Raw genomic sequence first — 25772 nt, forward strand, 5'->3', positions numbered from 1 at the left:
CGCGGCGTCGGCTGACGCAAGCCTGCGCGCGCGCCCCGGCTTCCCTCCGACCATCTGCGCCGGGAGGCTTGGCCATGGCCGAATTCCTTCAGATCCTGATTTCCGGCCTTGCCGCCGGCTCCATCTACGCGCTCGCCGCCGTGGGCTTCACCCTGCTGTGGCAGGCCTCGCAGACCATCAACTTCGCGCAGGGCGAATTCGTGATGCTGCCCGCCTTCTTCGTGCTGATCGGCATCGGCTTCGGCCTGCCGCTGTGGCTGGCGGTGCTGGCCGCGCTGGTGGTGTCGCTGCTCGTGCTGGGCGTCTTCTTCAAGAAGCTGCTGGTCGAGCCGATGCTGCCGCATGGCACGCTGCCGCTGGTCATCGCCACCATCGCGCTGGGCCTTCTGATGAAGGAGAGCGTGAAGGAATTCTACTCGGCCACCGCCCAGCCCTTTCCCTCGATCTTCCCCGAGGGCACGATCAGCCTGTTCGGCGCGGTCGTGTCCTGGACCGACGTCGGCAACCTGGTGACGGCGATGGTCGCGATCGGCGCGCTGCAGCTGTTCCTCGACCGCACCCGCACCGGGCGCTGCATGCAGGCGACCGCGCAGAACCCGGCCGTGGCCGAGATCCTGGGCGTGAACATCAAGCGCATGGTGCTGTACACCTTCCTGATCAATGCCGGGCTGTCCTGCATCGCCTCGGTGCTGATCTCGCCGGTCTATCTCGCCAAGTTCTCGAACGGCGAGACCATCGGCCTTGTCGCCTTCATCGCGGCCATCGTCGGCGGCTTCAACCAGATCCGCGGCGCGCTGGTGGGCGGGCTGCTGATCGGGGTCATCGACAACCTCTCGGCCGTCTACGTCTCGGCGCAGTATCGCGCGGCGGTGCCGCTGGTGCTGCTGATCGTCATCATCCTCGTGCGCCCGCAGGGGCTTCTGGGCACCTCGGAAGGGAGAACGGTATGAGACGCCTCGCACCGCTGCTGATCCTCGCGGGCATCGCCGCGCTGGTGCTCGCGCCGCTCGGTCAGGGCAACTACATCACCTACACGCTCTGCTCGTGGCTGATCTTCTCGATCGCGGCGATGGGGCTGAACCTGACGCTGGGCTACGCCGGGCAGGTCAGCCTCGCGCAGGCAAGCTTCATGGGGATCGGCGCCTATGCCACGGCGCTGCTGACCATGGCGGGGGTGCACTGGCTGCTGGCCGCACCGCTGGCGATGCTGCTGTGCTTCGTCATCGGCCTTGCGCTGGGCTATCCGGCGCTGCGCGTCCAGCACCATTTCCTGGCCTTCGTCACGCTGGCCTTCAACACGCTCGTCTTCCTCGTGCTGCGCAACGAGGAATGGCTGACCGGCGGCTCGCTCGGCCTCGTCGGCATCCCGCGGCCGGACTTCTGGCTGGTCTCGACGATGAAGCAGCTGCCCTTCTACTACTTCACGCTCGTCTGCTTCCTGGCCTCGGCCGGGGCGATGTACTGGATCGTCCGCTCGCCCTGGGGCCGGGCCTTCCGCGCCCTGCGCGAAAACCCGGTGCGCGCGGAATCGCTGGGCCTGAAGATCCGCCGCCAGACGCTTCTCGCCTTCGCCATCGGCTCGGCCTTCGGCGGCGGCGCCGGCGCGATCGTGGCGCCGCTGGTGCAGTTCATCGAGCCGGGCAGCTTCGCCCTGGTCCACAGCTTCAAGATCCTGCTGATGGTGATCGTCGGCGGCTCGGGCTACTTCCTCGGGCCGGTGCTGGGCGCCGCGGTGGTGGTGCTGCTGCCCGAGCTGCTGCGCGGCTTCCAGGACTATTATCTCATCCTCTACGCCTCTTTCGTGATCGTGCTGATGATCTATTCGCCCACCGGCCTGATCGGCCTTGGCGCGAAGCTGGCGGCGAAGTTCAAGCCCGCGCGCGAAGAGCGCCGCGACCTGCAGCAGGGGGCGCAGCTGTGAGCGACACCATCCTTTCCGTCCGCAACGTCTCCAAACGCTTCGGCGGCATCCGCGCCGTCGAGGACGTGAGCTTCGAGGTCAGGAAGGGCGAGATCCTCGGCCTGATCGGGCCCAACGGGTCGGGCAAGTCGACGCTGTTCAACTGCATCCTCGGCCAGCTGAAGCCCAGCGGCGGGCATGTGACGATCAACGGCGTCGCGACCGACGGCGTGCGCCCCGCCGACCTCAGCCTGATGGGCGTCGGGCGCACCTTCCAGCAGCTGTCGGTCTTTCCGAAGATGACCGTGCTCGACAACGTCATCCTTGCCGGACAGGAACATCACGGCACGATGCTGAGCCGCCTCTTCTCGCGTCCCGACATGGGCCTGACCGAAGAGGCCGAGCGGCTGATCGCCTTCTTCCGCCTGACGCCCTACCGCGACACGCCGGCGGGCTCGCTCTCCTACGGGCAGCAGAAGCTGGTGGATGCCGCGATGGCCTTCATGGCCGGGCCCGAGATCGTGCTGCTGGACGAACCCGCGGGCGGCGTCAACCTGACGATGCTGGCGCATCTGAAAGAACGGCTCGTGGCCTACAACCGCGAGCATGGCACCACCTTCGTGGTGATCGAGCACAACATGGAATTCGTCATGTCGCTTTGCACGCGGATCATCGTGCTGGCGCAGGGCGCCGTGATCGCCGAGGGAACGCCGGACGAGATCCGCGCCAATCCCGAGGTGATCGAAGCCTATCTGGGGGGCTGAGATGCTGGAGATGAAGAGCCTTGTGGGCGGCTATGGCCGGGTCACGATCCTGAACGGCACCAGCTTCGCGGTGCCCCGGGCCTCGATCACCACCGTGATCGGGCCGAACGGCGCCGGCAAGTCGACGGTGTTCAAGGCGATCTTCGGGCTGCTGTCGATCGAGTCGGGGCAGATCCTGCTGGACGGGCAGGACGTCACCCGCGCGAGCCCCGCGCAGATGATCGCACATGGGGTGACCTATGTGCCGCAGGGGCGCAACGTGGTGCCGCAGCTCTCGGTGCTGCACAACCTGGAACTGGGCGGGATCACCGCCCGGGACCAGCGCCGGGTCAGGGCACGGATCGAGCAGGTGATGGACCAGTTCCCGATGCTGCGCCAGCGCAAGGACCAGAAGGCGATCGAACTGTCGGGCGGCCAGCAGAAGCAGCTCGAGATCGCGCGGGCGCTGTTGCTGGACCCGAAGCTGATCCTGATCGACGAACCCTCGATCGGGCTGTCGCCGAACCTGGTGCAGGAAGTGTTCCAGACCCTGATCCGCCTGCGCGATCAGGGGGTGACGGTGCTGATGGTCGAGCAGAATGCCAAGGCGGCGCTGGCGATGTCGGACTACGGGCTGGTGCTGGAGCTTGGCCAGACCCGGATGTTCGACCGCGCGGCGACCTTGCTGGCCGATCCGCGGGTGGGGCAGCTGTTCCTCGGCGGGCATGTCGAGGCGGCCTAGCCGCGCGCCACGTCCCGTAGGCGACACCCTCGCCGGCAGGCGGCAGCACGCAGCCCTTTGCGCGCGCGGCCGTACCGGCGGGGCGATCGCCGAATGTCGGGCCCGGGGGATTCGGTCCCCGGTCCGGCCGTGGCCGCCACGACGGTGATCCTCAGCCCGAAGAGGTTCCGGCCCATCGCGTGACCAAGCCCCCGGCGAGCCGGGACGACCCGCACCTTGGCCATGGTGGCCCGCGCCGCGATCGGTCGCAGGCTTCGGTCGCACCAACACGGTGCGCCCTTGGCAGAGGATGGCGACGGCCAGCATCGACCAGCGCGGCGGGCCATTCGGCGCATGCTGAAACGCCAAGCCTTGCGCACCCACGGCCCTGCGCTGCGGCCCGAACTGCTCCAGCCGTCGAGCAACGCCCGCCGCTTTCGCAGCGTGCGCAAGGCGGCGACCGGCGCCGGCCGCACCGCCGCCTGATCCTGGCGTCTCAGCATCACCGCGTCCGCGACGTCGGCCCGACGGGCAAGATCGGCCGGTCGGGCCTTGGCACCGGTAACGAAATCCCGCAGCTGCCGCCCACCTGCACGGCAGGACTACGAACCCTGCACGGCCCCCTGTCGAACGCGCAGCCGCCCCGGGGTCCGCGCGCTCACTCGGCCCAGTCCGCGGCCTCGCCGAAGTCGCCCCAGCCGGTCCAGCCGCCGTCGACGGGCAGCACCGCGCCGGTGATCCCCGAGGCCGCGGGCGAGGCCAGGAAGGCGACCGCCGCCGCGACCTCGTCGGGGCGGATCAGCCGGCCCAGCGGCGTGCGGCGGCGGATGCGGCCAAGATCGATCCGGCCGGCCTCGGCAAGGCTGCGCACCAGCGCGGTCTCGACAAAGGTCGGGGCCACCGCATTGACCCGCACTTCGTGCCGCGCCCATTCCCCGGCCATCGCGCGGGTCATCGCCACGATCCCCGCCTTTGCCGCGCCATAGGCATTGCGCCGCGGCAGGCCCACCAGCCCGGCGATCGACGACAGGTTCACGATCGCCCCGCCCCCCGCCGCGACCATGCCGCGACCGAAGGCCTGCGACATCAGGAACGTCCCCTCCAGATGCACGGCCAGCACACGCCGGAACGCCGCGATGTCCTGCTCGAGCGTCGGGGCATGGCTGTCACCGATGCCCGCGTTGTTCACGAGGCAGCCCACCGGCCCCAGCGTCGCCGCCAGCGCCGCGACCGAGGCCGGGTCGGTCACGTCGCAGCCGAAGCCCCGATGACCCGCGCCAAGCTCTCCTGCCGCCTCGGCCGCGGCATCCGGGTCGAGATCGGCGATCGCCACCTGCCAGCCCTCCGCCGCAAGCGCACCGGCGATGGCGCGCCCGATCCCGGCCGCGCCCCCCGTCACCACCGCCAGATCACGCATAGCCCGGCCTCGGCACCAGCCCCATCAGGCTCTGGCTGAGCCCGCCATCCACCACGATCTCCTGCCCGGTGACATAGGCGGCCCGCGGCGAGGCAAGGAACAGCACCGCCCCCGCCATGTCCTGCGGCGCGGCGATCCTGCGCAGCGGCACCATCGCCTCGCGCCGGGCCCGCACCTCGGGATCGGCATAGAAGGCCTCGGACAGCGGCGTGCGCACGAGGCCGGGACTGACCACGTTCGAACGCACCCCCCGCGGCCCCCATTCGGCCGCAAGCTGGCGCGACAGCATCGCCACCGCCGCCTTGCCGGGGCTGTAGGCGCCGCTGGCCGGCTGCGGATGGCTGGCCGCGATCGAGGCCACGTGCACGATCGCGCCCTGCCCCGCCGCCAGCATCGCGCGGCCGAATTCCTGCGCGGCGACCAGATAGCCGGTCAGGTTCACCTCGAGCATCGCGCGCCAGTCCTCGACCGCCACCGTCTCGAGCGCGCCGGGCCGCAGGATCGCGGCAGTGTTGACCAGCACGTCGACGCCGCCCAGCCGCGCCGTGACCGCGCGCGCCGCCGCCGCGACCTCGTCCGGTCGCGCCATGTCGCAGGCCAGATGCAGCGCGCCCTCGGGTCCCGGCGCCTCGGTGCGGTCGAGCAGCGCAAGCCGCGCCCCGGCCTCGGCAAAGGCCGTGGCCAGCGCCTGCCCGATGCCGCCGCCCGCGCCCGTCACCACGACGCGCGCGCCCTCCAGTCCCAGCCAGGTCATTGGGCGGCCTCCATCGTCTGCGACACAGGCTGCGGCACAGGCTGCGGGACCGGTTCGAGCCCGGCGAGATGGCGACCGGTGATCCAACCGAAGGTCATCGCCGGGCCCAGCGTGATCCCGGCCCCGGGATAGGTTCCGGCCATGAGGCTCGCGCGGTCGTTGCCCACCGCGTAAAGCCCCGGGATGACCCGGCCCGCGGCATCCTTCACCGCGCCCTCGACCGTGCAGTCGAGCCCGTCGAAGGTGCCAAGATCGCCCATCTCGAGCCGCAGCGCGTAGAACGGCCCGGTCTCGACCGGCCCCACCGCGGGGTTCGGGCGATGCTCCGGATCGGCCAGATAGCGGTTAAAGCTGGTCGTGCCGCGCCCGAAGGCGGGGTCGTGCCCGGCACGGGCCTCGCGGTTGAAGGCCGCGACCGTCGCTTCCAGCCCGTCGGGGTCGATCCCGGCCGCCGTGGCCAGCGTGCGCAGGCTGCCGCCGGTCTTCAGATAGCCTGAGCGCAGCCAGGGTGTCAGCGGCATCGGCGCGGGCTTGGCATGGCCGAGCCCATACTTTCGGATCGTCGGGCGGTCGCAGATCAGCCAACAGCCGGCATCGCCCCCGGCACGGCGAGCGGCGACCATCGCCTCGCCCATGTCGTGATAGCTGGCGGATTCGTTGGTGAAGCGCCGCCCGTCCGGCCCGACCGCGATCATCCCGGGCTTGTAGCGGTCGAGCAGATGCGGAAAGACGCCCGCCCCGCCCCCCGCCCCGCGCCCCGGCACCAAGCTGACCGGCATCCAGGCGGCCGGCTGCGGAAAGCGCGCGGCAAAGCCCGCCCCCGCGCCCTCGGCCAAGGCGAGGCCGTCGCCGGTATTGCCCGCCGGCACCGGCGAATGATGGCGGCCGCCCTCGCGCAGATGCGGATAGGCCGCGGCGCGCCGGGCAAGGTCCTGCGCGTAGCCGCCACAGGCCAGCACCACCCCCGCCGTCGCGCGGATCTCGCCGCGGTCAAGGCGCACGCCGGCCACCCGGCCGTCTTCGACGATCAGCGCCCGGGCCGCGGTGCCGGTGCGGATCTCGACGCCCGCGTCCAGCGCCGAGCGCGCCAGCCGCGCCGCCAGCGCATTGCCCGAGGTCACCTGCACGCCCCGCCCGTGCCGCGCGACCTCCAGCCCGTGGGCGGCAAGGCGCCGCAGGACATAGAGGAACGAGGTCAAAGATTTGGTGGCATTGAAGAAATGCCGGATGTCGGCATTCGAGGAATTGAACATCATCCCCATGAAGGTGATCGTCGACAGCGGCGGGCGCAGGCGCTTCAGGTCTGGCCCCAGCCGGCTTGCGTCATAGGGCGCCGCCAGCACCGAGCGGCCGACATCCACACCGCCCTCGCGGTCGGGGTGATAGTCGGGATACAGCGTCGGCACGAAGCGCAGTTCGGTCTCGCGCTCGAACCAGTCGAGCATCTGGGGTCCGGCGTCGAGGAAGGCATCGACCGCCGCGGCATCGAAGAAATTCCCGGTCTCGACCTCGAGATAGCGCCGCGCCGCGGCCCGGCTGTCGCCCCCCTGCGGCCTGCCATGGCGGTTGCCGGGGATCCAGAGCACGCCGCCCGAAAAGGCGGTGGTGCCGCCGAAGACGGGTTCCTTCTCGATCACGGTCACCCTGAGGCCGCCGAAGCGGCGGGCCGCGATCGCGGTGGCAAGCCCGCCCGCGCCAGAGCCGATCACCAGCACATCGGTGGTTTCGCTGTCCATCGCATCCTCCCTTGTCGCCTTCAGGGGTAGAAGGCGGGCCGCCGCGGACCAATGGACGCTGGGGGGCAAATCTTGCACAATTCGGCTCAGCCCGCGGCAGGCGATCCGCGGCAGGGAGGAGGCATCGCCATGGGAACCGGACCCACCGGGATACCGACCTATTACCTGTATGGGGACCAGGGCGCGGATGTCGAACGCGACTTCCTGCATATCGAGCCGATCCGCGACCGGTCCGGTCCGAACGACTGGCGGATCCGGCCCCATGCCCATCCCGACCATGCGCAGGTGCTCTTCGTGAAGGGCGCGGCGGGCGAGACGACCCGCGGGCGGATCCGGCTCGAGGAAAGCGTGCTGCCGATCCCGGCGCCGGGTATCCTCGTGATCCCGGCCGGCATCGTCCACCAGATCGACTTCGCCCCCGCGACCGACGGCTTCGTGGTCACCGCGGCCCTGCCCTACCTCACCCGCGCCGCCGAGGGCGACACCCGGCTGGCCGAGGCCGCGGCCCTGCCCGCCGCCTACCGGATCGAGGGCACCGGCGTCTCGATCCCGGCGGTCGAGGACACGTTCGAGTGGCTGCACCGCGAATTCGTCTGGTCGGCGCCGGGGCGGCGGACCTCGATCCTCGCGCATTTCATGCGGGTGCTGGTGATCCTGCTGCGCCTGCGCGTCACCGGGTCCGAGGCCGCGACCGCCGCCCCCGACCGCGACTACGATCTGGTCGTGCGCTACCGCGCCCTGCTCGAGGACCATTTCCGCACCCGGCGCACGCTGGGCTTCTACGCGGGCGCGCTGGCGGTAACGCAGGCGCGCCTGAATGCCGCCTGCAAGGCGCGGGCCGGGCACACCGCCTCGGAACTGCTCTACGAGCGGATCCTGATCGAGGCGAAGCGCTACCTCGTCTACACCGAAAGCTCGGTCGCGCAGGTGGCGCATCTGACCGGCTTCGACGACCCGGCCTATTTCAACCGCTTCTTCACCCAGCGCGTCGGCATCTCGCCCGGGGCCTTCCGCAAGGATGCCGCCAGCCGCGCCGGCTGACCGGAAAGGTCCAATCCTTCCCCCGCATCGTCCATTTCCCCGGCGGCCCGGCTTGGCCAGTCTGGCCGGCGGAGGGACGAGATGCTGTATGAATTCAGGACCTACCGGCTGGGGCCGGGACTGGCGCCCGACTATCTGGCGCGCTTCGTGGCACGCGGCCTGCCGGCGCTGTCGCACCACCTGCCGATGCTGGGCTACTGGCTGACCGAGACCGGCCGGGCCAACACCCTGCACCACCTCTGGGCCTATCGCGACTGGTCCGAACGCGCCGCCCGCCGCGCGGGCCTTGCACAGGATGCCGGCTGGGCCGCTTTCGTGGCCGAGGGCTTCGCGCTGATCCGCGAGCAGGAAAGCGTCCTGCTGGAGGCACAGGGGCTTTCGCCGGCGCTTGCGGCCGCGCTGGCCGGGCGCGACAGCCGCCACGTGCCCCCCGCCCCCGGTGCGGCGCTGATGGCGGCCGAGGTCTCGGCCTTCGAATGGCACGACCGGCCCTGCGCGGCGGACACCGCCGGGCCGGCCTCCGGGTCGTCGGACCCCGGCACGCTCGCCCTCTGGCGCGTCGTTTCGGGGGCGCTGTCGCCCGGCTGGCTGCGGCTGACCGCCCGCGCGCCTCTGCCCCCCCAGCCCCTCCCCGGCGCCCTGCGCCACGAGATCGTCCGGCCCCTGGCCCTGTCCCCGCTATGAACGGAACCTCCATGCGCACCCAGGTCTGCATCATCGGCGGCGGCCCCTCGGGCCTGCTGCTCGCCCTTCTCCTGCACCGCGCCGGCGTCGCGGCGGTGGTTCTCGAACGCAAGAGCCGCGACTACGTCCTCGCCCGGATCCGGGCCGGCGTGCTCGAACAGGGCCTGACCGACCTGCTGGCCGAGGCCGGCGTCGGCACCCGGATGGCGCGCGAGGGCTTCCGCCACGACGGCACGCTGATCGCCGCCTTCGGTCACCAGATCCGCATCGATTTTCAGGCGCTGACCGGCCGCCATGTCACCATCTACGGCCAGACCGAGGTCACCCACGACCTCTACGACGCGCTCGACGCGGCCGGGGTGACGGTGATCCACGAGGCCGAGGGCGTGGCCCTGCACGATCTGACCGGCGCGCATCCGCATGTCACCTTCACCACGAACGGCACCGGGCGGCGGATCGACTGCGACCATGTCGCCGGCTGCGACGGCTTCCACGGCGTGTCGCGCGCCGCCATCCCGCAGGACCTGCGGCGCGAGTTCGAGCATGTCTATCCCTTCGGCTGGCTCGGCATCCTGTCCGAGACGCCGCCGGTGCATGACGAGCTGATCTATGCCGGGCACGACCGCGGCTTCGCGCTCTGCTCGATGCGCAACGCCCATCTGAGCCGCTACTACCTGCAGGTGCCGCTGACCGACCGCCCCGAGGGTTGGACCGACACCGCCTTCTGGGACGAACTGCGCCGCCGCCTGCCCGAAGAGCATGCCCAGCGGCTGGCGACCGGGCCCGCGATCGAGAAGTCGATCGCGCCGCTGCGCAGCTTCATCTCGGAACCGATGCGCCACGGCCGGCTGTTCCTGGCGGGCGATGCCGCACATATCGTGCCCCCCACCGGCGCCAAGGGGCTGAACCTCGCCGCCTCGGACGTGCGCTACCTGTCGCAGGCGCTGATCGCGGCCCATGTCGCGGGGGACGACAGCCTGCTCGAAGGCTATTCGGCGCGTGCGCTGGGCCGGGTCTGGAAGGCCTCGCGCTTCTCCTGGGCGATGACGCGGATGCTGCATGCCTTCCCGGACGAGGGCCCGTTCCTGCGCCGGATGCAGGAGGCCGAGGTCGAGACCCTGGCCACGTCACCTGCGGCGCAGGCGGCGCTGGCCGAAGCCTATGTGGGCTTCCCCTACTGACCCCAGCGGGGACGGGTCTGGCGACCGGCGGAGGACCCGCCGGCATGCGAAAGCCGCGGGCCGGGCGCTGACCCGGTCTCACCGCTCATCCTGAAGAAGGGAGAGTGGTGCGGTCGAGAAGACTCGAACTTCCACGGGGGTTAGCCCACAGCGACCTCAACGCTGCGCGTCTACCAATTCCGCCACGACCGCACTCTGTTTGCGGGGCAGGCCCCGCTGAGGTGTGGGCCTTCTAGCCGGTTGATCGGGGCACCTCAAGAGGAATTTTCGCCGTTCCGGAAGTTGCCGTAACAGCCCCCGGACCTTGGCGCCGGGGCGGAGGCAACCACCCCCGCGCCGGGCCTCAAGCAGGCCATCAGACCCGCCCGCAGACTCGCCCTCGGGCCGGCCTTCACGCTCAGTCGCGGAAGAGCTTGAAGGGCAGCTGCAGCGCCGCCGGAAGCGCCGCCACCGGGCTGCCGCCCGCCGAGGCCGCAGCCGTGGACGAAACCGTCACCGCGCCGGGGGCCGGCGCCACGGATGACTGCTTTTCGGGATCCGCGGGCGCGGTCTGGGGCACGGCCTGCGGCGCTGGCACGCCGAAGCTCGGCAGTGCCGCGGGCACCGGCGCCGGCATCGGTTCGGCGCGACCGCCAAGGCGATAGGCGGCGCGGCGCACCAGCTCGGCCCGTTCGGGCTGCGCCGGGGCGAAGACCGGGGCCACGCCCGCCGCCAGCGCATCGAGCCCGACGTCATACCAGCCCAGCGCCAGATCGGGGCGCTGCGCGGTGCCGAAGCCCTGCGACAGGTGATGGCCGACCAGCTCTGCATAGGGTGCGTCGCCCATCGAGGTCAGCAGCAGCGCCGAGGCGATCGCCACCCCCATGTCGTCGGTGCGGTAGCCGACCGACAGGCAGATCTTCGCGGTCGAGATCAGCTGCGCCGCCGACATGCCGGTGCCCTGGGCGAAGGCCTGCACATCGGTCATCACCGCCGGCGCGGGCTTGATCGCGATCGACGAGATCGCGGCCTGCATCGCCGGCGCGAAGCCGCGGCACTGCTCGGCGATCTGGGCGGGGGTGAAGCCCTGAACCTGGCTCGCCAGCTCTTCGCCCTGGGCGATGGCATAGGTGCGCGCCAGGCAGAACTGCTCGCCCAGCGCCTGGTTCGGGTCGCTCAGGCTGGCCGCGGTGACGAAGCCGCCATTGCTCGAGGTCATCAGGCTGACCTTGTTGCATTGCGAGGCGAGCGAGGCCTGCGTCACGTCGCCGCCCATGAACGAGGGCAGGCCCGGCGCCGCGGGTGCGGGGGCCGCGACGGCCATCGGCGCGGGGGCCGGGGTCGGAGCTGGAGCCGGAGCCGGAGCCGGAGCCGGTTCGGCGACCTCGGGCAGCGCCGCCATCACCGTCGCCGCCGGGGCGGCGACCATCGGGGCGGGCATCGCGGGCTGCGGCATCAGCGTCATCGCCTGCTGCGGCATCACCCCCATCTGCTCGTCCCGCCAGGCGACCAGCAGCCCGCGCATCCCCATCGGGTTGCCGGCCGCCAGCTGCATCGTCTGCGGCGAGGCGACGCCCCGGTGATACGATCCCACCAGCAGCGTGCGCTGGTATTCGGTCAGCTCGCCCGTCGCCGGATAGCCCAGCGTCGCCTGCATGTCGGCGATGCCGGCGCGCGTCCGCGGCCCGAAGGCGCCATCCGGGGTTCCGACCGGGTAGCCGAAGTAGTTCAGCGCGGTCTGCACCTCGCGGTTCTGCTCGCGCTGCGCCGAGACCGCGGCACTGTTGCGCCGGTACTGCTGGCGTTGCGCGGCGGCCGCCGCGGCCTCGCGCTGCCGGGCCTTGTTGTTCTCGTTGACGATGGCCCCGCCGATCAGCCCGCCGACGATGAGCCCCAGCGCGGCATCCCCGCCATCGGCCATCACCCGCGTTGCCGGAGTGAGGGCGATGGACCCCGCCAGGCAAGCCGTTGCAATCCGCTTCCCGATCATCGATTTTCTCCCAAAGGACTCGTCACGCTCAATTCCCCGTGAGCCTATCACGGAAAACGCGTCCGATCTCCAAATTTCCACCCTGACGGGAGCCCCGCGCGGCCCCCGGGACGTTGCCGGAGGGCCGACATGGTCGAATGGATCACCAGCCAGGCCCCCGTGCCCTACCCCGAGGCGCTAAAGGCGATGGAAGAGCGGGTCGCGGCCATCGCCGCCGGCACCGCCGGCGAGGCGATCTGGCTGCTCGAACATCCGCCGCTCTACACCGCCGGGACCTCGGCAGATCCCGCGGACCTGGTGGCGCCCGACCGCTTCCCGGTCTTCGAGGCCGGCCGCGGCGGGCAATACACCTATCACGGCCCCGGCCAGCGCATCGCCTATGTAATGCTGGACCTGAACGCCCGCGGGCGCGATGTGCGCTGCTTCGTCTCGCGGCTGGAAAGCTGGGTGATCGCGACGCTGGCCGAGTTCAACATCCGCGGCGAGAAGCGCGACGGGCGCGTCGGCGTCTGGGTCGCGCGGCCCGACAAGCCGCCGCTGCCCGACGGCACCCCGCGCGAGGACAAGATCGCCGCGATCGGCGTCAAGCTGCGCCGCTGGGTCAGCTTCCACGGCATCTCGATCAACGTCGAGCCGGACCTGTCGCATTTCGAGGGCATCGTGCCCTGCGGCATCCGCGGCCACGGGGTCACCAGCCTGGTGGACCTCGGCCTGCCGGTGACGATGGCCGACCTCGACGCGGCGCTGATGGCGAATTTCGAACCGGTGTTCTCGGCCGCCCCCGCCTGCGCCTGAGGCGGACCGCCTCGGACCCGGGCCGAAGCCGCCCCTGCCCCCGACAGCCCGCGGTGACGCGGCGTCCGGGGCCGCGCTACGACCAATGGAGGACGCGACGGCGCCGGGCGGCTGCGGCATTCTGCGCGGTGCAGGCGCAGGCCGGCCCGCGACAGGTTGACGGATGGCGTTGCGCCGCCGCGCGATCTACTGCGGCAGGCGAGATGCGCGAGGAAGGCCAAGGAGGATACCCATGCTGAAACATCTCATCGCCGCGACCGGGGCGCTTTTGCTGCTCGCCGGGGCCGCGACGGCGCAGGACGCCGCCAAGGGCGAGACCGAATTCAAGAAGTGCCGCGCCTGCCACGAGATCGTGGGCGCCGACGGCACCGAGATCGTGAAGGGCGGCAAGACCGGCCCGAACCTCTACGGCGTGATCGGCCGGGCCGCGGGCACCGCCGAGGGCTTCTCGTATTCCGACGCGCTCAAGGAACTGGGCGCGGCCGGCGAGGTCTGGACCGAAGAGGATCTGGCCGCCTATGTCACCGACCCGAACGCCTATGTTCAGGAGAAGACCGGCGACAAGGGCGCGAAGACCAAGATGACCTTCAAGCTCAACAAGGCGCAGGCCGATGTCGCGGCCTATCTGGCCAGCGTCGTGAAGTGAGATCCCGGCGCGGGGCCGGCGCTGTCCGGCCCCCGCCCCCGCTTTTGCCCCGCGTCGCGCCACCGGGACGTCGCGGCACGCCGCATCCCTGCGACAGCATGACGCAGGTTCCTGCAATGCTTTCCGGCAGATGCGGCAAATTTTCCCCTTCCGGCCCTCGCCGCGATTGCCCGTGCGCGCCATTCGGCATATGACGTTTTCGTGTGCGGCGCGGGAGGCTTCGGGACCGCCGCCAAGAATTTGGGAGAGATTCATGGCCGACGCAGCCATCCATGGCCACGGAGAGCATGACCACCGCGGGTTCTTCACCCGCTGGTTCATGTCGACGAACCACAAGGACATCGGCGTCCTTTACCTGTTCACCGCCGGGCTCGTGGGCCTTCTGTCGGTGCTGTTCACCGTCTACATGCGCATGGAGCTGATGCATCCGGGCGTGCAGTTCATGTGCCTCGAGGGCGCGCGGCTCTTCCCCTCGGGCGAGGCCTGCACCCCGAACGGCCACCTGTGGAACGTGATGATCACCTACCACGGCGTGCTGATGATGTTCTTCGTCGTCATCCCGGCGCTCTTCGGCGGCTTCGGCAACTACTTCATGCCGCTGCAGATCGGCGCGCCGGACATGGCCTTCCCGCGGCTGAACAACCTCAGCTACTGGCTCTATGTCACCGGGGTCGCGCTCGGCGTCGCCTCGATGCTGGCGCCGGGGGGCGACAGCCAGGCCGGCGCGGGGGTGGGCTGGGTGCTGTACCCGCCGCTGTCGACGCAGAACGCGGACACCTCGTCGATGGACCTCGCGATCTTCGCGGTCCACGTCTCGGGCGCCTCGTCGATCCTGGGCGCGATCAACATGATCACCACCTTCCTGAACATGCGCGCCCCGGGCATGACCCTGCACAAGGTGCCGCTCTTCGGCTGGTCGATCTTCGTCACCTCGTGGCTGATCCTGCTGTCGCTGCCCGTGCTGGCCGGCGCGATCACCATGCTGCTGATGGACCGCAACTTCGGCACCGCCTTCTTCGACCCGGCCGGCGGCGGCGACCCGATCCTGTATCAGCACATCCTGTGGTTCTTCGGGCACCCGGAAGTCTACATCATCATCCTGCCCGGCTTCGGCATCATCAGCCACGTCATCGCGACCTTCTCGCGCAAGCCGATCTTCGGCTACCTGCCAATGGTCTACGCGATGGTGGCGATCGGGGTGCTGGGCTTCGTCGTCTGGGCGCACCACATGTACACCGTGGGCATGTCGCTGACCCAGCAGAGCTACTTCATGCTGGCGACCATGGTCATCGCGGTGCCGACCGGCGTGAAGGTCTTCAGCTGGATCGCGACGATGTGGGGCGGCTCGATCGAGTTCAAGACGCCGATGCTCTGGGCCTTCGGGTTCCTGTTCCTGTTCACCGTCGGCGGCGTGACCGGCGTGGTCCTGTCGCAGGCCCCCGTCGACCGCGTCTACCATGACACCTACTACGTCGTGGCCCACTTCCACTACGTGATGAGCCTTGGCGCGGTCTTCGGGATCTTCGCCGGCGTCTACTACTGGATCGGCAAGATGTCGGGCCGGCAGTATCCGGAATGGGCGGGCAAGCTGCACTTCTGGATGATGTTCATCGGTGCGAACCTGACCTTCTTCCCGCAGCACTTCCTGGGCCGCCAGGGCATGCCGCGCCGCTACATCGACTATCCGGAAGCCTACGCGACCTGGAACTTCGTCTCGTCGATGGGCGCCTTCCTCAGCTTCGCCTCGTTCCTGTTCTTCATCGGCATCGTCTTCTACACGCTGACCCGCGGCGCGCGGGTGACCGAGAACAACTACTGGAACGAATACGCCGACACGCTGGAATGGACCCTGCCCTCGCCGCCGCCCGAACACACGTTCGAGCAGCTGCCGAAGCGCGAGGACTGGGACCACCACCACGCGCACTGACGGCTGGACCGTCCAGGTCTGAAACGACAGACGGCCCCGGAGCGATCCGGGGCCGTCTTCGTTTCAGGGGCCGAAGATACGATCCACCCGTTTTGCCGCCGGGCGGTCGACTGGCGCTGTTCTACTTGAGAACGACGCCGTTATCCGCAACCGCCAGTTCCGTCGTCCCGGTCGCGCCCGACAGGGCGCCCCGCGCCTTGTACTTGCCGTTCCAGTCGCGCGACCCCAGACCGGCGCCGCCGGCAAGGTCACGGCCAGGATCGGTCCGGCCGTAGCGCCCCGCCGCACCGCTGCGCGACGACAGCGCCGCAGAGGGCTGCTCGACCGCGAGCGGATTGGTGCGGAATCGACCGATGGTCTGGTTCACCGGCGCCTCTGCCGTGGCAGCCGACGGCGGCACGATGATCACATCCGCCCGCGCCGGCATCGCCGCCGCGAGTGTGAGCAGAAGCGCCGCGCCAAGAGCACGGCTGTCATGGTTGCATAGGAATTTCATGGCACAACTCCCGAATGGCCCTTAAAAAGACCCTGTCAGTACCCCCGCCGCCGGCCTTCGTTCCCCCCGAAGTGCCCCGGCATCGATGTCGACGACTATCCATGCCGCCCCCCCTGCACGCGACGCAGGAAGGCGGAAAGCACTGGAAATCATTCGAATTTCCAATTTTCGAGTTCCGGCGTTTGTTGCAACCCGAGGGGATCGTTCAAGAATGTCTTTCGCCCGCAAGCTCAGCCTCACGGCCGCTGTCCTTGCCTGCGGCTCCCGCAAGGAGCTTTGCGCATGCTTCCGCGGGGTGAATCCCGCGACCGAATTCGAGCTGGAACGCAGCTTCAAATGGCTGCAGGGCCGCGCCCAGCCCCGCTCGCGCCAGATCTACGAGGATTGGGCGCGGCTTCTGGGCACGACGCGGCCGGGCGTCTGGCTCGCCGGCTGCTCGACCGAAGCCTTCCTCGACGAGATCTGCCGCCAGTTCTCGGCCGACCCGGCGCTGCTGCAGGCACAGGCGCGCGCCTTCGCCCCCGATGCCTGGACCGGCAACGACCTCGGCCCCGAGGACGAGGCGGCGCAGCTGTCGGGCAGCTTCCTGTGCTATTCGCGCAGCTGGTCGCCCTATCACCAGGACACGCTGATCCGCGGCGTCTTCTCGCTGACCGAGCGGCGCCGCGGCCGCCTGACCGCGACCTATACCGAGACCCTGCCCCGCGGCGCCCTGATCTGCGAGGGCGAGGCGCATCGCGAGGGCTCGGTCCTGCATGCCGCCGTGGCCGCGCGCGGCCGGGCCGGGCATGAACGGCTGTTCTTCTCGCTTCTGGTGCCGGGAAGGCCGGTCAACGTGCTGTGCGGACAGATGCAGGGGGTGATCATCTCGGGCCCGGAACCGCAGCCCTCGTCGGCACGGATCATCATGCTGCGAATCCCGCCGGTCGAACTGCTGCCCCCGCCCTGCTACGTGCCCGCCACGCCTGACGCGCTGGCTGCCAATCTCGACGGCTTCGCGCTGCCGCCGATCCCGCGCCTGCATCTGGCGGGCGAACTGCTGGCCTTCCTCGACCGCGATCGCACCCGCCCGGTCAACCAGGTGACCTTCCGCGAACTGACCGACCTTTCGATGCTGCTCGAGGGCGCCTGCGCAGAGGACTGAGGGACGAAGACGAGGCGATGTCCCCGTTCCTGCCCGCCCCCCTTGCCGCGCGGGCGGGAACGGGGCTAGCTGGACCGGGGCACCGCCTTCGGACAAGCGCGCGCCCTGCGAGGCCGAGGACCCGCCATGCCCTATGAATGGATCGCCGCCGCGCCGGTCCCTGCCGCCGCCGCCGATGCGGTCACGGCAGAACTTCATCTGTGGCCCTATCGCTCGCTGCCGCGCCGCGGCTTCGTGGCCTTCATCGCCGCGACCTGCCTGCTGCTGTTGCTGCCACTGATCGCGGTGCTCGGCTCGCCCGTGCTCTGGGCGCTGCTGCCCTTCCTCGTCGCGGCGGTCGGCGCGGTCTGGTGGGCGCTCTCGCGCAGCTACCGCGACGGCGAAGTGCTCGAGGTGCTGCGTCTCGCCCCCGGCACCGTGACGCTGAGCCACCGCCCGGCGCGCGGAGCGTCGCGCGAATGGCAGGCCAATCCCTATTGGGTCGAACTGCAAAGCTATGACAGCGGCGGGCCGGTGCCGCATTACCTGACCCTGCGCGGCGCGGGCCGCGAGGTCGAGATCGGCGCCTTCCTCAGCGAGGACGAGCGCCGCGCCCTGAAGCCCGAACTGCAGCGGGCCCTGTCGCGGCTGCGCGCGCCGGCGGCGCCCTGAGCGCGCCTAGTCGCCGGCCCGCTCGGGCAGCCCCTTGCGCGGAGTCGAGGCCAGCTCTTCCAGCTCGGCCTCGGTCATGGTCTTGGCCATGTCCTTCGACGCGCCCTTCAGCTTCGATTTCGGCGTTTCGCCGCGCTTGGCGGACAGGGCCGCCCCGGCGGCCTTCTGCTGGGCTTTCGATGTTGCAGGCATCGCGGTTCTCCCATGGACATCATGTCCCGGGAAAACGCGCCGGCCGGGTCCGCCGTTCCGGACCCGCCCAGAACCGCGCCTCAGCCGAGCCGCGTCTTCAGCAGGCCGCCGACCAGCCCGAAGTCCATCTGCCCGGCATAGCGCGCCTTCAGCGCCGCCATCACCTTGCCCATGTCGCGCAGGCTGGCGGCACCGGTCTCGGCCACGGCACCGTCGATCGCGGCCGCCACCTCGTCCTCGCTCAGCTGGCGCGGCAGGAACTCCTCGATCACCTTGACCTCGTTCAGTTCCTTCTCGGCCAATTCCAGCCGCCCGCCCTCTTCATAGGCCCGCGCGCTTTCCTGCCGCTGCTTGACCATCTTGGCCAGGATCGCCAGCACCTCGGTCTCGCCCAGACCGCCCTCGCCGCCACCCTCGCCCCTGAGCGCGATCTCGCGATCCTTGATCGCGGCGTTGATCAGGCGCAGCGTCGACAGCCGGTCCGCCTCCTTGGCCTTCATCGCCTCTTTGAGCGCCGAGGCGATGCGGTCTTTCATGGTCATGGGAGGGTCCGTGAGACGTTTCAAAGGCGGCCAGCATACAGCGTTCAGGGGTCCTTAACAACGCCCGCGCGGCGGCGCGGCATGCCGCCTTGACCCCGCCCGGCCCCGACTTTAGGTTGCCGCGGATTTGACCGCCGGGGAGTCGCGCCCATGCCCATCCAAGCCCAACCGAAACCGACCGCCTGCCTCGCGCTCGCTGATGGCACGCTGTTCTACGGGACGGGCTTCGGCGCCGTTGGCGAGACCGTCGCCGAGCTCGTCTTCAACACGGCGATGACCGGTTACCAAGAAATCATGACCGACCCGTCCTACGCGGGCCAGGTCGTGACCTTCACCTTCCCCCATGTCGGCAACGTCGGCACCACCCCCGAGGATGACGAGACCGGCGACCCGGTCGCCGCCGGCATGGTGGTGAAATGGGACCCGACCGAACCGTCGAACTGGCGCGCGGCCGAGCATCTGGTGCCTTGGCTGGAAAAGCGCGGCCGCATCGGCATCGGCGGCATCGACACCCGCCGCCTGACCCGCGCCATCCGCCAGCAGGGCGCGCCGCATGTCGCGCTCGCCCATGATCCGGAGGGCAATTTCGACATCGACGCGCTGGTCAAGAAGGCCCGCGGCTGGTCCGGGCTCGTCGGGCTCGACCTCGCGAAGGACGTGACCTGCGCCCAGAGCTACACCTGGAACGAGATGCGCTGGGCCTGGCCCGGCGGGTTCGAGGCCCGGAAAGAGCCGGGCATGAAGGTCGTCGCCATCGACTACGGCGCCAAGCGCAACATCCTGCGCTGCCTCGCCTCGGCCGGCTGCGACGTGACGGTGCTGCCCGCGACCGCGACCGCCGAGGACGTGCTGGCCCTGAACCCGGAAGGCGTGTTCCTGTCGAACGGCCCCGGCGACCCGGCCGCGACCGGCGCCTATGCCGTGCCGATGATCCGCGGCGTGCTGGAAAAGGATCTGCCGGTCTTCGGCATCTGCCTTGGCCACCAGATGCTGGCGCTGGCGCTTGGCGCCAAGACCATCAAGATGAACCACGGCCATCACGGCGCGAACCATCCGGTGAAGGATCTCGAGACCGGCAAGGTCGAGATCACCTCGATGAACCACGGCTTCACCGTCGACAGCCAGACCCTGCCCGACGGCGTGATGGAGACGCATGTCTCGCTCTTCGACGGCTCGAACTGCGGGATCCGGATGACCGAACGCCCGGTGTTCTCGGTCCAGTACCACCCCGAGGCCAGCCCCGGCCCGCAGGACAGCTACTACCTGTTCGAGCGCTTCGCCGAAGCGATGAAGGCCCGCCGCGCCGCCTGATCCCCGGCGCGCGGCTCCTTACGGGGGCCGCGCAGCGCTCGCGCGCAGGGTTAACCGCGAATTAACCACCCGACGCCGAGGCTCCCCGTAGGCCAGCCGCCTGCCAGCCGGGAGGAATCGCGTGTCGGAACCCGAACTCGTCAGATTGCCGGTGCGTCGCGCCGACGGCGTCGCAACCCGCCCGCGCCACCTGCCGAAGCGCGCGCCGCTGGGGCAGATCCTGCTCGAGGCGGGCGCCGTCCAGCCCGAACACCTGATGCGCGCGGTCGCGCTCGGGGCGCGGCTGGACCTGCCGCTGTCCGACATCCTGCTGGCGCATGGCTGGGTGGCCGAGGGCGACCTGCTGGCGGCTCAGGCCCGGCAATGGCGGGTCGAGGCGCTGGACCTGAACGCCCGCCCGCCCGATCCGCGGCTGCTCGACATCGCCGGCGCCCGTGACTGCCTGCGCCACGGGGTGATCCCCTGGCGTCGCGTCGGTGGCGGCTGCGTGCTGGTCACCGCCCATCCCGAAAGTTTCGAGGCCGCGGCGGCCGCCCTCGCGCCGCGGCTCGGCCCCTGCCTGATGGGCCTCGCGACCGACCGGCAGATCCGCGACGCGCTGCTGACCCTGCGCCAGACCCGCCTCGCCCGCCGTGCCGAATGGCAGGTCCCGGCCGAGCTCAGCGCCCGCAGCCTCTCGGCCCTGACCAATGCCCGCGTCGCCATCGCCGTCACCGCGGCGCTGGCGGTGGGCTTCCTGATCGTGCCGCGGCTGACCTTTCTGGGCCTCTTCGGGCTCGCGATGGCTCTGATGCTGTCGCTGCAGACGCTGAAACTGGGCTCGCTCGCCGCGACCGCCTTCCGCCGCAACCGCCCGGCGGCGCCCGAGGCCGAGGTCGGCCGGCTGCCCGTCGTCTCGGTGCTGGTGCCGATGTACCGCGAGCGCGACGTGGCCACGAAGCTGCTGGCCCGGATCGGCCGGCTCGACTATCCGCGCGAACTGCTGGACGTGCTGCTGGTCGTCGAGGAAGACGACGCCACCACCCGCGCGGCGCTGGATGGCGCGCGGCTGCCCGGCTGGATGCGGCAGATCGTGGTGCCGCGCGGGCCGATCCGCACGAAGCCGCGGGCGATGAACTACGCGCTGAACTTCTGCCGGGGCAGCATCGTCGGCGTCTACGATGCCGAGGACGCGCCCGCCCCCGACCACATCCACCGCATCGTGCGCCGCTTCGCCGAACTGCCCGAAACCACGGTCTGCCTGCAGGGCGTGCTCGACTTCTACAACCCGCGCACCAACTGGATCGCGCGCGCCTTCACGCTGGAATACGCCTCGTGGTTCCGGGTGCTGCTGCCCGGGCTCGCGAAACTGGGCCTCGTGGTGCCGCTCGGGGGCACGACGCTCTATTTCCGACGCGCGGTGCTGGAAGAGCTCGGCGGCTGGGACGCGCACAACGTGACCGAGGATGCCGACCTGGGCCTGCGCCTGCACCGCCGCGGCTACCGCACCGAACTGATCGGCATCGTCACCATGGAAGAGGCCAACTGCCGCGCCCTGCCCTGGGTCAAGCAGCGCTCGCGCTGGCAGAAGGGCTTCCTCGTCACCTGGTCGGTGCACATGCGCCAGCCACTGCGGCTCTGGCGCGAGATCGGCACGCTTCCCTTCCTCGGGGTCCAGGTCCTGCTGCTGGGCTCGGTCCTGCAGGCGCTGCTGGCGCCGCTGTTGTGGAGCTTCTGGCTTCTGTCGCTGGCCTGGCCGCACCCGGCGACGGCAACCCTGCCACCGGGGCTGCTTCACGCCTCGATCGCGACCTTCATCGCGGCCGAGACGGTGAACATGCTCTGCGCAGCCTGGGCCGCGCGCGGTCCGAGCCACCGCCACCTCTGGCGCTGGCTGCCGGTCCTGCATGTCTACAACATGATGGCGACCTTCTCGGCCTGGAAGGCGCTGCACGAGATCGTCACCAAACCGTTCTACTGGGACAAGACCCAGCACGGGCTCTTCGACCAGTCGCTGATCGACATCGCCAACGGCCTCGTCCCGCAGGCCGACCCCGATGCCTTGGCGATGGTGCCCGACGAACTGCTGCCCGAGATGGCCCATGTCGCCGACCAGACCCGGGCCATCGGCCGGGTGATCGAGATCCGGCGCTAGCCGCGGATCTCGCCGGCGTCGAGCTTCAGCCGCGTCTCATAGGCATGGCTGATATGGGTGCGCAGCGCCTTCTGCGCGCTGTCGGGGTCGCGCCGGGCGATGGCCTCGACGATCGCCGAATGCTCGTCCAGCGTCGCGGCACTGCGCCCCTCGGCCGCAAGCGAGGTCGTCGCCAGCAGCGCCATCGAGCGGTGCACGAGGTCGAGCTGCTGCACCAGATAGCGGTTGTGCGAGGCCAGGTGGATCAGCCGGTGGAAACGGCGGTTGGCGCGGCTCAGCGCGTTCGGATCCCCCGCCAGCAGCCGGTCGGTCTCGACCATGTCGCGCAGGACGCGGCATTCCTCCTCGGTCGCATGCAGCGCCGCCAGCCGCGCGGCCAGCCCCTCCAGTTCGGCCCGCACCACGTAAAGCTCGGCCAGCTGGTTGTGGTCGAGCGAGGCCACGATCAGGCTGCGCCCGTCGCGCGCCACCATCGACTGCGTCTCGAGCCGCTGCAGCGCCTCGCGGATCGGGGTGCGCGAGACGCCGAAGCGTTCGGCGAGCTCGCTTTCCACCAGCCGGTCGCCGGGGCGGTAGACGCCTTGGTCGATGGCGTCGAGGATCAGGCTATAGGCGTCTTTCTGCATCGGAACCGTCTTCGGGCATGGGGTCGCGAACCCTAAGCGCCACCCGCCCCAAAGGGCAAGCACCCGCGCCGCTGCGGGACTTCGCGTCGCACCCGGCAAGTCCGGCCCCAGCCTTGCCGCCCAGCGCGCAGGCGCGTAGCCTGCGCGCCATGCAGACCGCTCCCCTTCTTGGCTTCGACGGCGTGACCGACTGGGTCTTCGACCTCGACAACACGCTCTATCCCCCCGCCGCCCGGCTCTTCGACCAGATCGAAGTGAAGATGACCGACTGGGTGATGGAAACCCTCGGCGTCGCGCGCGACGAGGCCGACGGGCTGCGCCGGCGCTACTGGCAGCTCTACGGCACCACGCTGGCCGGGTTGATGCGCGAACATGACATCGACCCGCTGCCCTATCTGGACCGCGTCCACGACATCTCCTTCGACGCGCTGATCCCGGCCCCCGACCTGCGCGCCGCCATCGCCCGGCTGCCGGGGCGGCGGATCGTCTACACCAACGGCTCGCGCCCCTATGCCGAACGGGTGCTGGCCGCCCGCGGCCTTGACGGGCTTTTCGACGGCATCTTCGGGGTCGAGCACGCGAACTTCCGCCCCAAGCCGGACCGCGAAGCCTTCGAGACGGTCTTCGCCCTCGCCGGCATCACTCCCGCCCGTGGCGCCATGTTCGAGGATGACAGCCGCAACCTCGCGGCGCCCCATGCAATGGGCATGCGCACGGTGCATGTCGCGCCCGAGGCGCTGGCGGCCCCGCACATCCATCACCATACCGACGACCTCGCGGCCTTCCTCGCCCGGATCGGCTGACCCTTCCCCCGCGCGCCCCGCCGCGCTAGATCCCGCCCCAAGGCCACGGGAGACCCGCGATGACCGAAACGACCGACATCCTGATCTCCGGCGGCGGCATCGCCGGGCTGATCGCCGCGGCCAGCTTCGGCGCGGCGGGCTTTTCCACGCTGGTCGTCGATCCCGCGCCCCCCGTCGCCTCGGATGCCGACCCGGCGGCCGATCTGCGCTCGACCGCCTTCCTGCAGCCCTCGGTGCGGCTTCTGGAAGAGATCGGCCTCTGGGAGCGCCTCGCCCCCCATGCGATGCCGCTGCAGGTGATGCGCATCGTCGATGCCGGCGGCCCCGAGCCGGAGCCGCGCGCGATCCGCGACTTCGACGCGGCCGAGATCTTGGACCAGCCCTTCGGCTGGAACCTTCCGAACTGGCTTCTGCGGCGCGAGATCGCGGCGCATCTGGGCACGATGACCGGCACCCGCTTCCGCGCCGGCTGCGGCGTGGCGGGCCTTCTCGCGCGCGAGACCGAGGCGCGGGTCCGGCTTTCGGACGGCACCAGCGTCTCGGCCCGGCTGCTCGTCGCCGCCGACGGCCGCGACAGCCCGGTGCGCGGGGCTCTCGGCATCGAGGCGCACACCCGCCGCTACGGGCAAAAGGCGCTGGTCTTCGCCGTCACCCACCCGATCCCGCATGGCAATGTCTCGACCGAGATCCACCGTTCGGGCGGCCCCTTCACGCTGGTGCCGCTGCCCGACCGCGACGGGCTGCCCTGCTCGGCGGTGGTCTGGATGGAAACCGGGCCCGAGGCGCAGCGCCTGGCCGCCCTGCCCGTCCCGGAGTTCGAGGCGGAACTGGCCGCTCGCAGCTGCAACCTGCTCGGGCCCCTGACGCTGGTGACCCGCCGCCCGGTCTGGCCGATCATCGCCCGCCACGCCGAGCGCCTTACCGGCCCGCGCAGCGCGCTGGTGGCCGAGGCCGCGCATGTGGTGCCGCCGATCGGCGCGCAGGGGCTGAACATGAGCCTTGCCGACATCCGCACCCTGCGCGACCTCGCGGTGGCCGACCGCGACGGGCTCGGCGGCCCGGCGATGCTCGCCGCCTACGAGCGCGCCCGCGCGCCCGAGATCCGGGCGCGGCTCGCCGGGATCGACCTGCTGAACCGCGCCTCGATGCTGGCGCCGCAGCCGCTGCGCGACCTGCGCGCCGCCGGCCTGACTGCGATCCACGGCCTCGCCCCGATCCGCCGGCTGGCGATGAAGGCGGGGCTCGGCATCGGCTGAGCCCTCAGCCGATCGGCCCCGGGCGCCGCTCCTCGCTCAGAAGCACGTTGGCCTCGACGTTGCCCACCCCGGGCAGCGTCATGATCCGCCGCCGCAGCACGCGTTCGAAATCCGCGATGTCGCGCGCGACGACCCGCAGGCGATAGTCGAACAGCCCCAGCACGTGCTGGACCACCTGCACCTCGGGGATCGCCTGCACCGCGCGCTCGAAATCCTCAAGGCTGACGCGCCCCTTGGTCTGCAGCTTGATCCCGAGGAACACCGTCACCCCGAAGCCCAGCGCCTCGCGGTCCAGCACCACGCGCCGCCCGGCGATCACCCCGGCTTCCTCGAGCCGCCGCACCCGCCGCCAGGCCGCGGGCTGGCTGATCCCGAACCGCCGCCCCAGCGCCCCCGCGCTGACCGTCGCATCGGCGACCAGCGCGCGCAGGATCTGCCGGTCCATGTCATCGAGATCTATCATTTCTCATCGGTCCAAATATCCCGGGGGAGGTCTGGAGGGGCCCGCGGCCCCTCCAGCGCCCGTCACACCGGCAATGCCTCGGAATGCTTCACGCTGGCCACCAGCATCAACGCCTCGATGTCGGCAATGTGCGGCAGGGTCAGGATCCGCGCCCGGTAGATCTCCTGATAGTGCCGCATGTCCCGCGCCACGAGGTTCAGTCGCACGTCGACCCGGCCCAAGAAGGTCTCGATCCCGATCACCTCGGGCACCTTGCGCGCCGCCTCGATGAATTCGTCGAAGGCCCGCGGCTCGGTCTTGTCAAGGATGAAGCGCAGCGACACCTCGACCTCGAAGCCCAGCGCCCGCCAGTCCACCACCGCCTCCTGCCCCTTCAGGATCCCGGCCTCGGCCAGCCGTTCCAGCCGCCGCCAGCAGGTGGCGGTGGTCACGCCCGCCCGCTCCGCCAGTTCGGCGGTGGCCAGCGCCGGCTCCGCCATCAGCTGGCGCAGCAACCGCCGGTCGGTGTCGTCGACCTGAATGGGCATCTCGCGAACCTGCCAAATCCAGAATGATCTTTCCGCACATCGCGCGAAATCATCCGATATTGCAAGAAGCCAATCCGATGGATGCCTATGATGCCGGCAAGACAGAGGGAAAG

Annotated in this window: 27 protein-coding genes and 1 tRNA gene; 17 read left to right on the top strand and 11 right to left on the bottom strand. The window is 70.4% G+C overall.

All coding sequences use genetic code 11. From position 1 onward, the window contains the following. The first annotated feature begins 74 nt into the window (after positions 1-74). From V8J36_RS07225 to V8J36_RS07245, 5 genes are all read left to right on the top strand, one after another. Positions 75-950, top strand: a complete 876-nt coding sequence (locus V8J36_RS07225; RefSeq protein WP_336466607.1) for a branched-chain amino acid ABC transporter permease — start codon at positions 75-77, stop codon at positions 948-950. Beyond that, entirely contained in the window at positions 947-1921 is a 975-nt protein-coding gene (locus tag V8J36_RS07230) for a branched-chain amino acid ABC transporter permease (protein ID WP_336466608.1), read from the top strand. Before V8J36_RS07225 ends, V8J36_RS07230 begins: the two co-directional genes overlap by 4 nt. After that, positions 1918-2664, top strand: coding sequence for an ABC transporter ATP-binding protein (locus tag V8J36_RS07235; protein WP_336466609.1), 747 nt, complete (start codon positions 1918-1920; stop codon positions 2662-2664). The genes V8J36_RS07230 and V8J36_RS07235 overlap by 4 nt, the downstream gene beginning before the upstream one ends. 1 nt (position 2665) lies before the next feature. Continuing rightward, positions 2666-3385 carry an ABC transporter ATP-binding protein gene (locus V8J36_RS07240; protein WP_336466610.1) on the top strand — a complete coding sequence of 240 codons (720 nt, stop codon included), beginning with the start codon at positions 2666-2668 and terminating at the stop codon, positions 3383-3385. Positions 3386-3718: 333 nt separating this feature from the next. Continuing rightward, positions 3719-3850: a hypothetical protein gene (locus V8J36_RS07245; RefSeq protein WP_336466611.1), complete on the top strand. Its 132-nt coding sequence runs from the start codon at positions 3719-3721 to the stop codon at positions 3848-3850. A gap of 172 nt (positions 3851-4022) precedes the next feature. Here V8J36_RS07245 and V8J36_RS07250 read toward each other — a convergent pair whose 3' ends face one another. From V8J36_RS07250 to V8J36_RS07260, 3 genes are read right to left on the bottom strand one after another with little or no spacing between them, the layout of a single operon-like run. Next, entirely contained in the window at positions 4023-4781 is a 759-nt protein-coding gene (locus V8J36_RS07250) for an SDR family NAD(P)-dependent oxidoreductase (protein WP_336466612.1), read from the bottom strand. Then, positions 4774-5535, bottom strand: coding sequence for an SDR family NAD(P)-dependent oxidoreductase (locus tag V8J36_RS07255; protein ID WP_336466613.1), 762 nt, complete (start codon positions 5533-5535; stop codon positions 4774-4776). Before V8J36_RS07255 ends, V8J36_RS07250 begins: the two co-directional genes overlap by 8 nt. Then, positions 5532-7271 (bottom strand): FAD-dependent oxidoreductase, encoded by a 1740-nt coding sequence (locus tag V8J36_RS07260; protein ID WP_336466614.1) that lies wholly within the window; start codon positions 7269-7271, stop codon positions 5532-5534. Before V8J36_RS07260 ends, V8J36_RS07255 begins: the two co-directional genes overlap by 4 nt. Positions 7272-7400: 129 nt before the next feature. Between V8J36_RS07260 and V8J36_RS07265 the strand changes: the two genes are divergently transcribed. From V8J36_RS07265 to pobA, 3 genes are all read left to right on the top strand, one after another. Next, positions 7401-8312, top strand: coding sequence for a helix-turn-helix domain-containing protein (locus tag V8J36_RS07265; RefSeq protein ID WP_336466615.1), 912 nt, complete (start codon positions 7401-7403; stop codon positions 8310-8312). 81 nt (positions 8313-8393) lie between these two features. Then, positions 8394-8996, top strand: coding sequence for an NIPSNAP family protein (locus V8J36_RS07270; protein WP_336466616.1), 603 nt, complete (start codon positions 8394-8396; stop codon positions 8994-8996). An 11-nt stretch (positions 8997-9007) separates the two neighbouring features. Further along, complete coding sequence (gene pobA / locus V8J36_RS07275; RefSeq protein ID WP_336466617.1) at positions 9008-10177, top strand: 4-hydroxybenzoate 3-monooxygenase; 1170 nt, start codon at positions 9008-9010, stop codon at positions 10175-10177. A gap of 105 nt (positions 10178-10282) precedes the next feature. Here the strand turns inward: pobA and V8J36_RS07280 are convergent. Together V8J36_RS07280 and V8J36_RS07285 are read right to left on the bottom strand one after the other, a co-directional pair. Next, a tRNA-Leu gene (locus V8J36_RS07280) sits at positions 10283-10369 on the bottom strand. A 205-nt stretch (positions 10370-10574) separates the two neighbouring features. Continuing rightward, a complete protein-coding gene (locus V8J36_RS07285) occupies positions 10575-12146 on the bottom strand; it encodes a peptidoglycan-binding domain-containing protein (RefSeq protein ID WP_336466618.1) in 1572 nt (523 codons plus the stop codon). 129 nt (positions 12147-12275) lie between these two features. Between V8J36_RS07285 and lipB the strand changes: the two genes are divergently transcribed. The 3 genes from lipB to ctaD all read left to right on the top strand — a co-directional run bounded on the left by lipB (position 12276) and on the right by ctaD (position 15514). After that, positions 12276-12941, top strand: a complete 666-nt coding sequence (lipB, locus tag V8J36_RS07290; RefSeq protein WP_336466619.1) for a lipoyl(octanoyl) transferase LipB — start codon at positions 12276-12278, stop codon at positions 12939-12941. A gap of 235 nt (positions 12942-13176) precedes the next feature. After that, on the top strand, positions 13177-13587 hold the full coding sequence (locus tag V8J36_RS07295) for a c-type cytochrome (protein WP_442902471.1): 411 nt from the start codon (positions 13177-13179) through the stop codon (positions 13585-13587). A gap of 253 nt (positions 13588-13840) precedes the next feature. Further along, positions 13841-15514 (top strand): cytochrome c oxidase subunit I, encoded by a 1674-nt coding sequence (gene ctaD, locus V8J36_RS07300; RefSeq protein WP_336466621.1) that lies wholly within the window; start codon positions 13841-13843, stop codon positions 15512-15514. A 121-nt stretch (positions 15515-15635) separates the two neighbouring features. On the opposite strand, the gene V8J36_RS07305 is transcribed toward ctaD, so the two are convergent. Further along, positions 15636-16010 (bottom strand): hypothetical protein, encoded by a 375-nt coding sequence (locus V8J36_RS07305; protein WP_336466622.1) that lies wholly within the window; start codon positions 16008-16010, stop codon positions 15636-15638. Positions 16011-16221: 211 nt separating this feature from the next. On the opposite strand from V8J36_RS07305, the gene V8J36_RS07310 reads away from it, so the two are divergent. Beyond that, positions 16222-17154, top strand: coding sequence for a hypothetical protein (locus tag V8J36_RS07310; RefSeq protein ID WP_336466623.1), 933 nt, complete (start codon positions 16222-16224; stop codon positions 17152-17154). 126 nt (positions 17155-17280) lie between these two features. Beyond that, positions 17281-17805, top strand: coding sequence for a DUF2244 domain-containing protein (locus V8J36_RS07315; RefSeq protein ID WP_336466624.1), 525 nt, complete (start codon positions 17281-17283; stop codon positions 17803-17805). A gap of 6 nt (positions 17806-17811) precedes the next feature. Here V8J36_RS07315 and V8J36_RS07320 read toward each other — a convergent pair whose 3' ends face one another. Further along, a complete protein-coding gene (locus V8J36_RS07320) occupies positions 17812-17997 on the bottom strand; it encodes a DUF3008 family protein (protein WP_336466625.1) in 186 nt (61 codons plus the stop codon). 80 nt (positions 17998-18077) lie between these two features. Then, the gene (locus tag V8J36_RS07325; protein WP_336466626.1) at positions 18078-18539 is read right to left on the bottom strand and encodes a GatB/YqeY domain-containing protein; all 462 of its coding nucleotides are present in this window, start codon (positions 18537-18539) and stop codon (positions 18078-18080) included. A 150-nt stretch (positions 18540-18689) separates the two neighbouring features. Between V8J36_RS07325 and carA the strand changes: the two genes are divergently transcribed. Both carA and V8J36_RS07335 read left to right on the top strand, forming a co-directional pair. After that, on the top strand, positions 18690-19850 hold the full coding sequence (carA, locus tag V8J36_RS07330; protein WP_336466627.1) for a glutamine-hydrolyzing carbamoyl-phosphate synthase small subunit: 1161 nt from the start codon (positions 18690-18692) through the stop codon (positions 19848-19850). A 121-nt stretch (positions 19851-19971) separates the two neighbouring features. Continuing rightward, on the top strand, positions 19972-21984 hold the full coding sequence (locus V8J36_RS07335) for a glycosyltransferase (protein ID WP_336466628.1): 2013 nt from the start codon (positions 19972-19974) through the stop codon (positions 21982-21984). Here the strand turns inward: V8J36_RS07335 and V8J36_RS07340 are convergent. Beyond that, positions 21981-22610, bottom strand: coding sequence for a GntR family transcriptional regulator (locus V8J36_RS07340; protein ID WP_336466629.1), 630 nt, complete (start codon positions 22608-22610; stop codon positions 21981-21983). The genes V8J36_RS07335 and V8J36_RS07340 overlap by 4 nt on opposite strands. 149 nt (positions 22611-22759) lie before the next feature. Here V8J36_RS07340 and V8J36_RS07345 point away from each other — a divergent pair, with 149 nt between their 5' ends. Both V8J36_RS07345 and V8J36_RS07350 read left to right on the top strand, forming a co-directional pair. Next, positions 22760-23413, top strand: coding sequence for a pyrimidine 5'-nucleotidase (locus tag V8J36_RS07345; RefSeq protein ID WP_336466630.1), 654 nt, complete (start codon positions 22760-22762; stop codon positions 23411-23413). Positions 23414-23472: 59 nt separating this feature from the next. Further along, complete coding sequence (locus V8J36_RS07350; protein WP_336466631.1) at positions 23473-24669, top strand: UbiH/UbiF family hydroxylase; 1197 nt, start codon at positions 23473-23475, stop codon at positions 24667-24669. 4 nt (positions 24670-24673) lie between these two features. On the opposite strand, the gene V8J36_RS07355 is transcribed toward V8J36_RS07350, so the two are convergent. Both V8J36_RS07355 and V8J36_RS07360 read right to left on the bottom strand, forming a co-directional pair. Then, complete coding sequence (locus tag V8J36_RS07355) at positions 24674-25132, bottom strand: Lrp/AsnC family transcriptional regulator (RefSeq protein WP_336466632.1); 459 nt, start codon at positions 25130-25132, stop codon at positions 24674-24676. Between the two features lie 62 nt (positions 25133-25194). After that, positions 25195-25659 (bottom strand): Lrp/AsnC family transcriptional regulator, encoded by a 465-nt coding sequence (locus tag V8J36_RS07360; protein ID WP_336466633.1) that lies wholly within the window; start codon positions 25657-25659, stop codon positions 25195-25197. Positions 25660-25772: the final 113 nt, after the last annotated feature.

Source organism: Frigidibacter sp. MR17.14, from assembly GCF_037095735.1.
GTDB lineage: Bacteria > Pseudomonadota > Alphaproteobacteria > Rhodobacterales > Rhodobacteraceae > Frigidibacter.

What these genes read in the sequence shown, in the direction of transcription:
- lipB (WP_336466619.1), top strand. Translation starts at nt 12,276, where the DNA reads ATGGTCGAATGGATCACCAGCCAGGCCCCCGTGCCCTACCCCGAGGCG.
- V8J36_RS07230 (WP_336466608.1), top strand. Translation starts at nt 947, where the DNA reads ATGAGACGCCTCGCACCGCTGCTGATCCTCGCGGGCATCGCCGCGCTG.
- carA (WP_336466627.1), top strand. Translation starts at nt 18,690, where the DNA reads ATGCCCATCCAAGCCCAACCGAAACCGACCGCCTGCCTCGCGCTCGCT.
- V8J36_RS07345 (WP_336466630.1), top strand. Translation starts at nt 22,760, where the DNA reads ATGCAGACCGCTCCCCTTCTTGGCTTCGACGGCGTGACCGACTGGGTC.
- V8J36_RS07325 (WP_336466626.1), bottom strand. Translation starts at nt 18,539, where the DNA reads ATGACCATGAAAGACCGCATCGCCTCGGCGCTCAAAGAGGCGATGAAG.
- V8J36_RS07250 (WP_336466612.1), bottom strand. Translation starts at nt 4,781, where the DNA reads ATGCGTGATCTGGCGGTGGTGACGGGGGGCGCGGCCGGGATCGGGCGC.
- V8J36_RS07340 (WP_336466629.1), bottom strand. Translation starts at nt 22,610, where the DNA reads ATGCAGAAAGACGCCTATAGCCTGATCCTCGACGCCATCGACCAAGGC.
- V8J36_RS07350 (WP_336466631.1), top strand. Translation starts at nt 23,473, where the DNA reads ATGACCGAAACGACCGACATCCTGATCTCCGGCGGCGGCATCGCCGGG.
- V8J36_RS07285 (WP_336466618.1), bottom strand. Translation starts at nt 12,146, where the DNA reads ATGATCGGGAAGCGGATTGCAACGGCTTGCCTGGCGGGGTCCATCGCC.
- V8J36_RS07360 (WP_336466633.1), bottom strand. Translation starts at nt 25,659, where the DNA reads ATGCCCATTCAGGTCGACGACACCGACCGGCGGTTGCTGCGCCAGCTG.
- V8J36_RS07265 (WP_336466615.1), top strand. Translation starts at nt 7,401, where the DNA reads ATGGGAACCGGACCCACCGGGATACCGACCTATTACCTGTATGGGGAC.
- V8J36_RS07305 (WP_336466622.1), bottom strand. Translation starts at nt 16,010, where the DNA reads ATGAAATTCCTATGCAACCATGACAGCCGTGCTCTTGGCGCGGCGCTT.
- pobA (WP_336466617.1), top strand. Translation starts at nt 9,008, where the DNA reads ATGCGCACCCAGGTCTGCATCATCGGCGGCGGCCCCTCGGGCCTGCTG.
- V8J36_RS07315 (WP_336466624.1), top strand. Translation starts at nt 17,281, where the DNA reads ATGCCCTATGAATGGATCGCCGCCGCGCCGGTCCCTGCCGCCGCCGCC.
- V8J36_RS07270 (WP_336466616.1), top strand. Translation starts at nt 8,394, where the DNA reads ATGCTGTATGAATTCAGGACCTACCGGCTGGGGCCGGGACTGGCGCCC.
- V8J36_RS07225 (WP_336466607.1), top strand. Translation starts at nt 75, where the DNA reads ATGGCCGAATTCCTTCAGATCCTGATTTCCGGCCTTGCCGCCGGCTCC.
- V8J36_RS07240 (WP_336466610.1), top strand. Translation starts at nt 2,666, where the DNA reads ATGCTGGAGATGAAGAGCCTTGTGGGCGGCTATGGCCGGGTCACGATC.
- V8J36_RS07245 (WP_336466611.1), top strand. Translation starts at nt 3,719, where the DNA reads ATGCTGAAACGCCAAGCCTTGCGCACCCACGGCCCTGCGCTGCGGCCC.
- ctaD (WP_336466621.1), top strand. Translation starts at nt 13,841, where the DNA reads ATGGCCGACGCAGCCATCCATGGCCACGGAGAGCATGACCACCGCGGG.
- V8J36_RS07260 (WP_336466614.1), bottom strand. Translation starts at nt 7,271, where the DNA reads ATGGACAGCGAAACCACCGATGTGCTGGTGATCGGCTCTGGCGCGGGC.
- V8J36_RS07355 (WP_336466632.1), bottom strand. Translation starts at nt 25,132, where the DNA reads ATGATAGATCTCGATGACATGGACCGGCAGATCCTGCGCGCGCTGGTC.
- V8J36_RS07255 (WP_336466613.1), bottom strand. Translation starts at nt 5,535, where the DNA reads ATGACCTGGCTGGGACTGGAGGGCGCGCGCGTCGTGGTGACGGGCGCG.
- V8J36_RS07310 (WP_336466623.1), top strand. Translation starts at nt 16,222, where the DNA reads ATGTCTTTCGCCCGCAAGCTCAGCCTCACGGCCGCTGTCCTTGCCTGC.
- V8J36_RS07320 (WP_336466625.1), bottom strand. Translation starts at nt 17,997, where the DNA reads ATGCCTGCAACATCGAAAGCCCAGCAGAAGGCCGCCGGGGCGGCCCTG.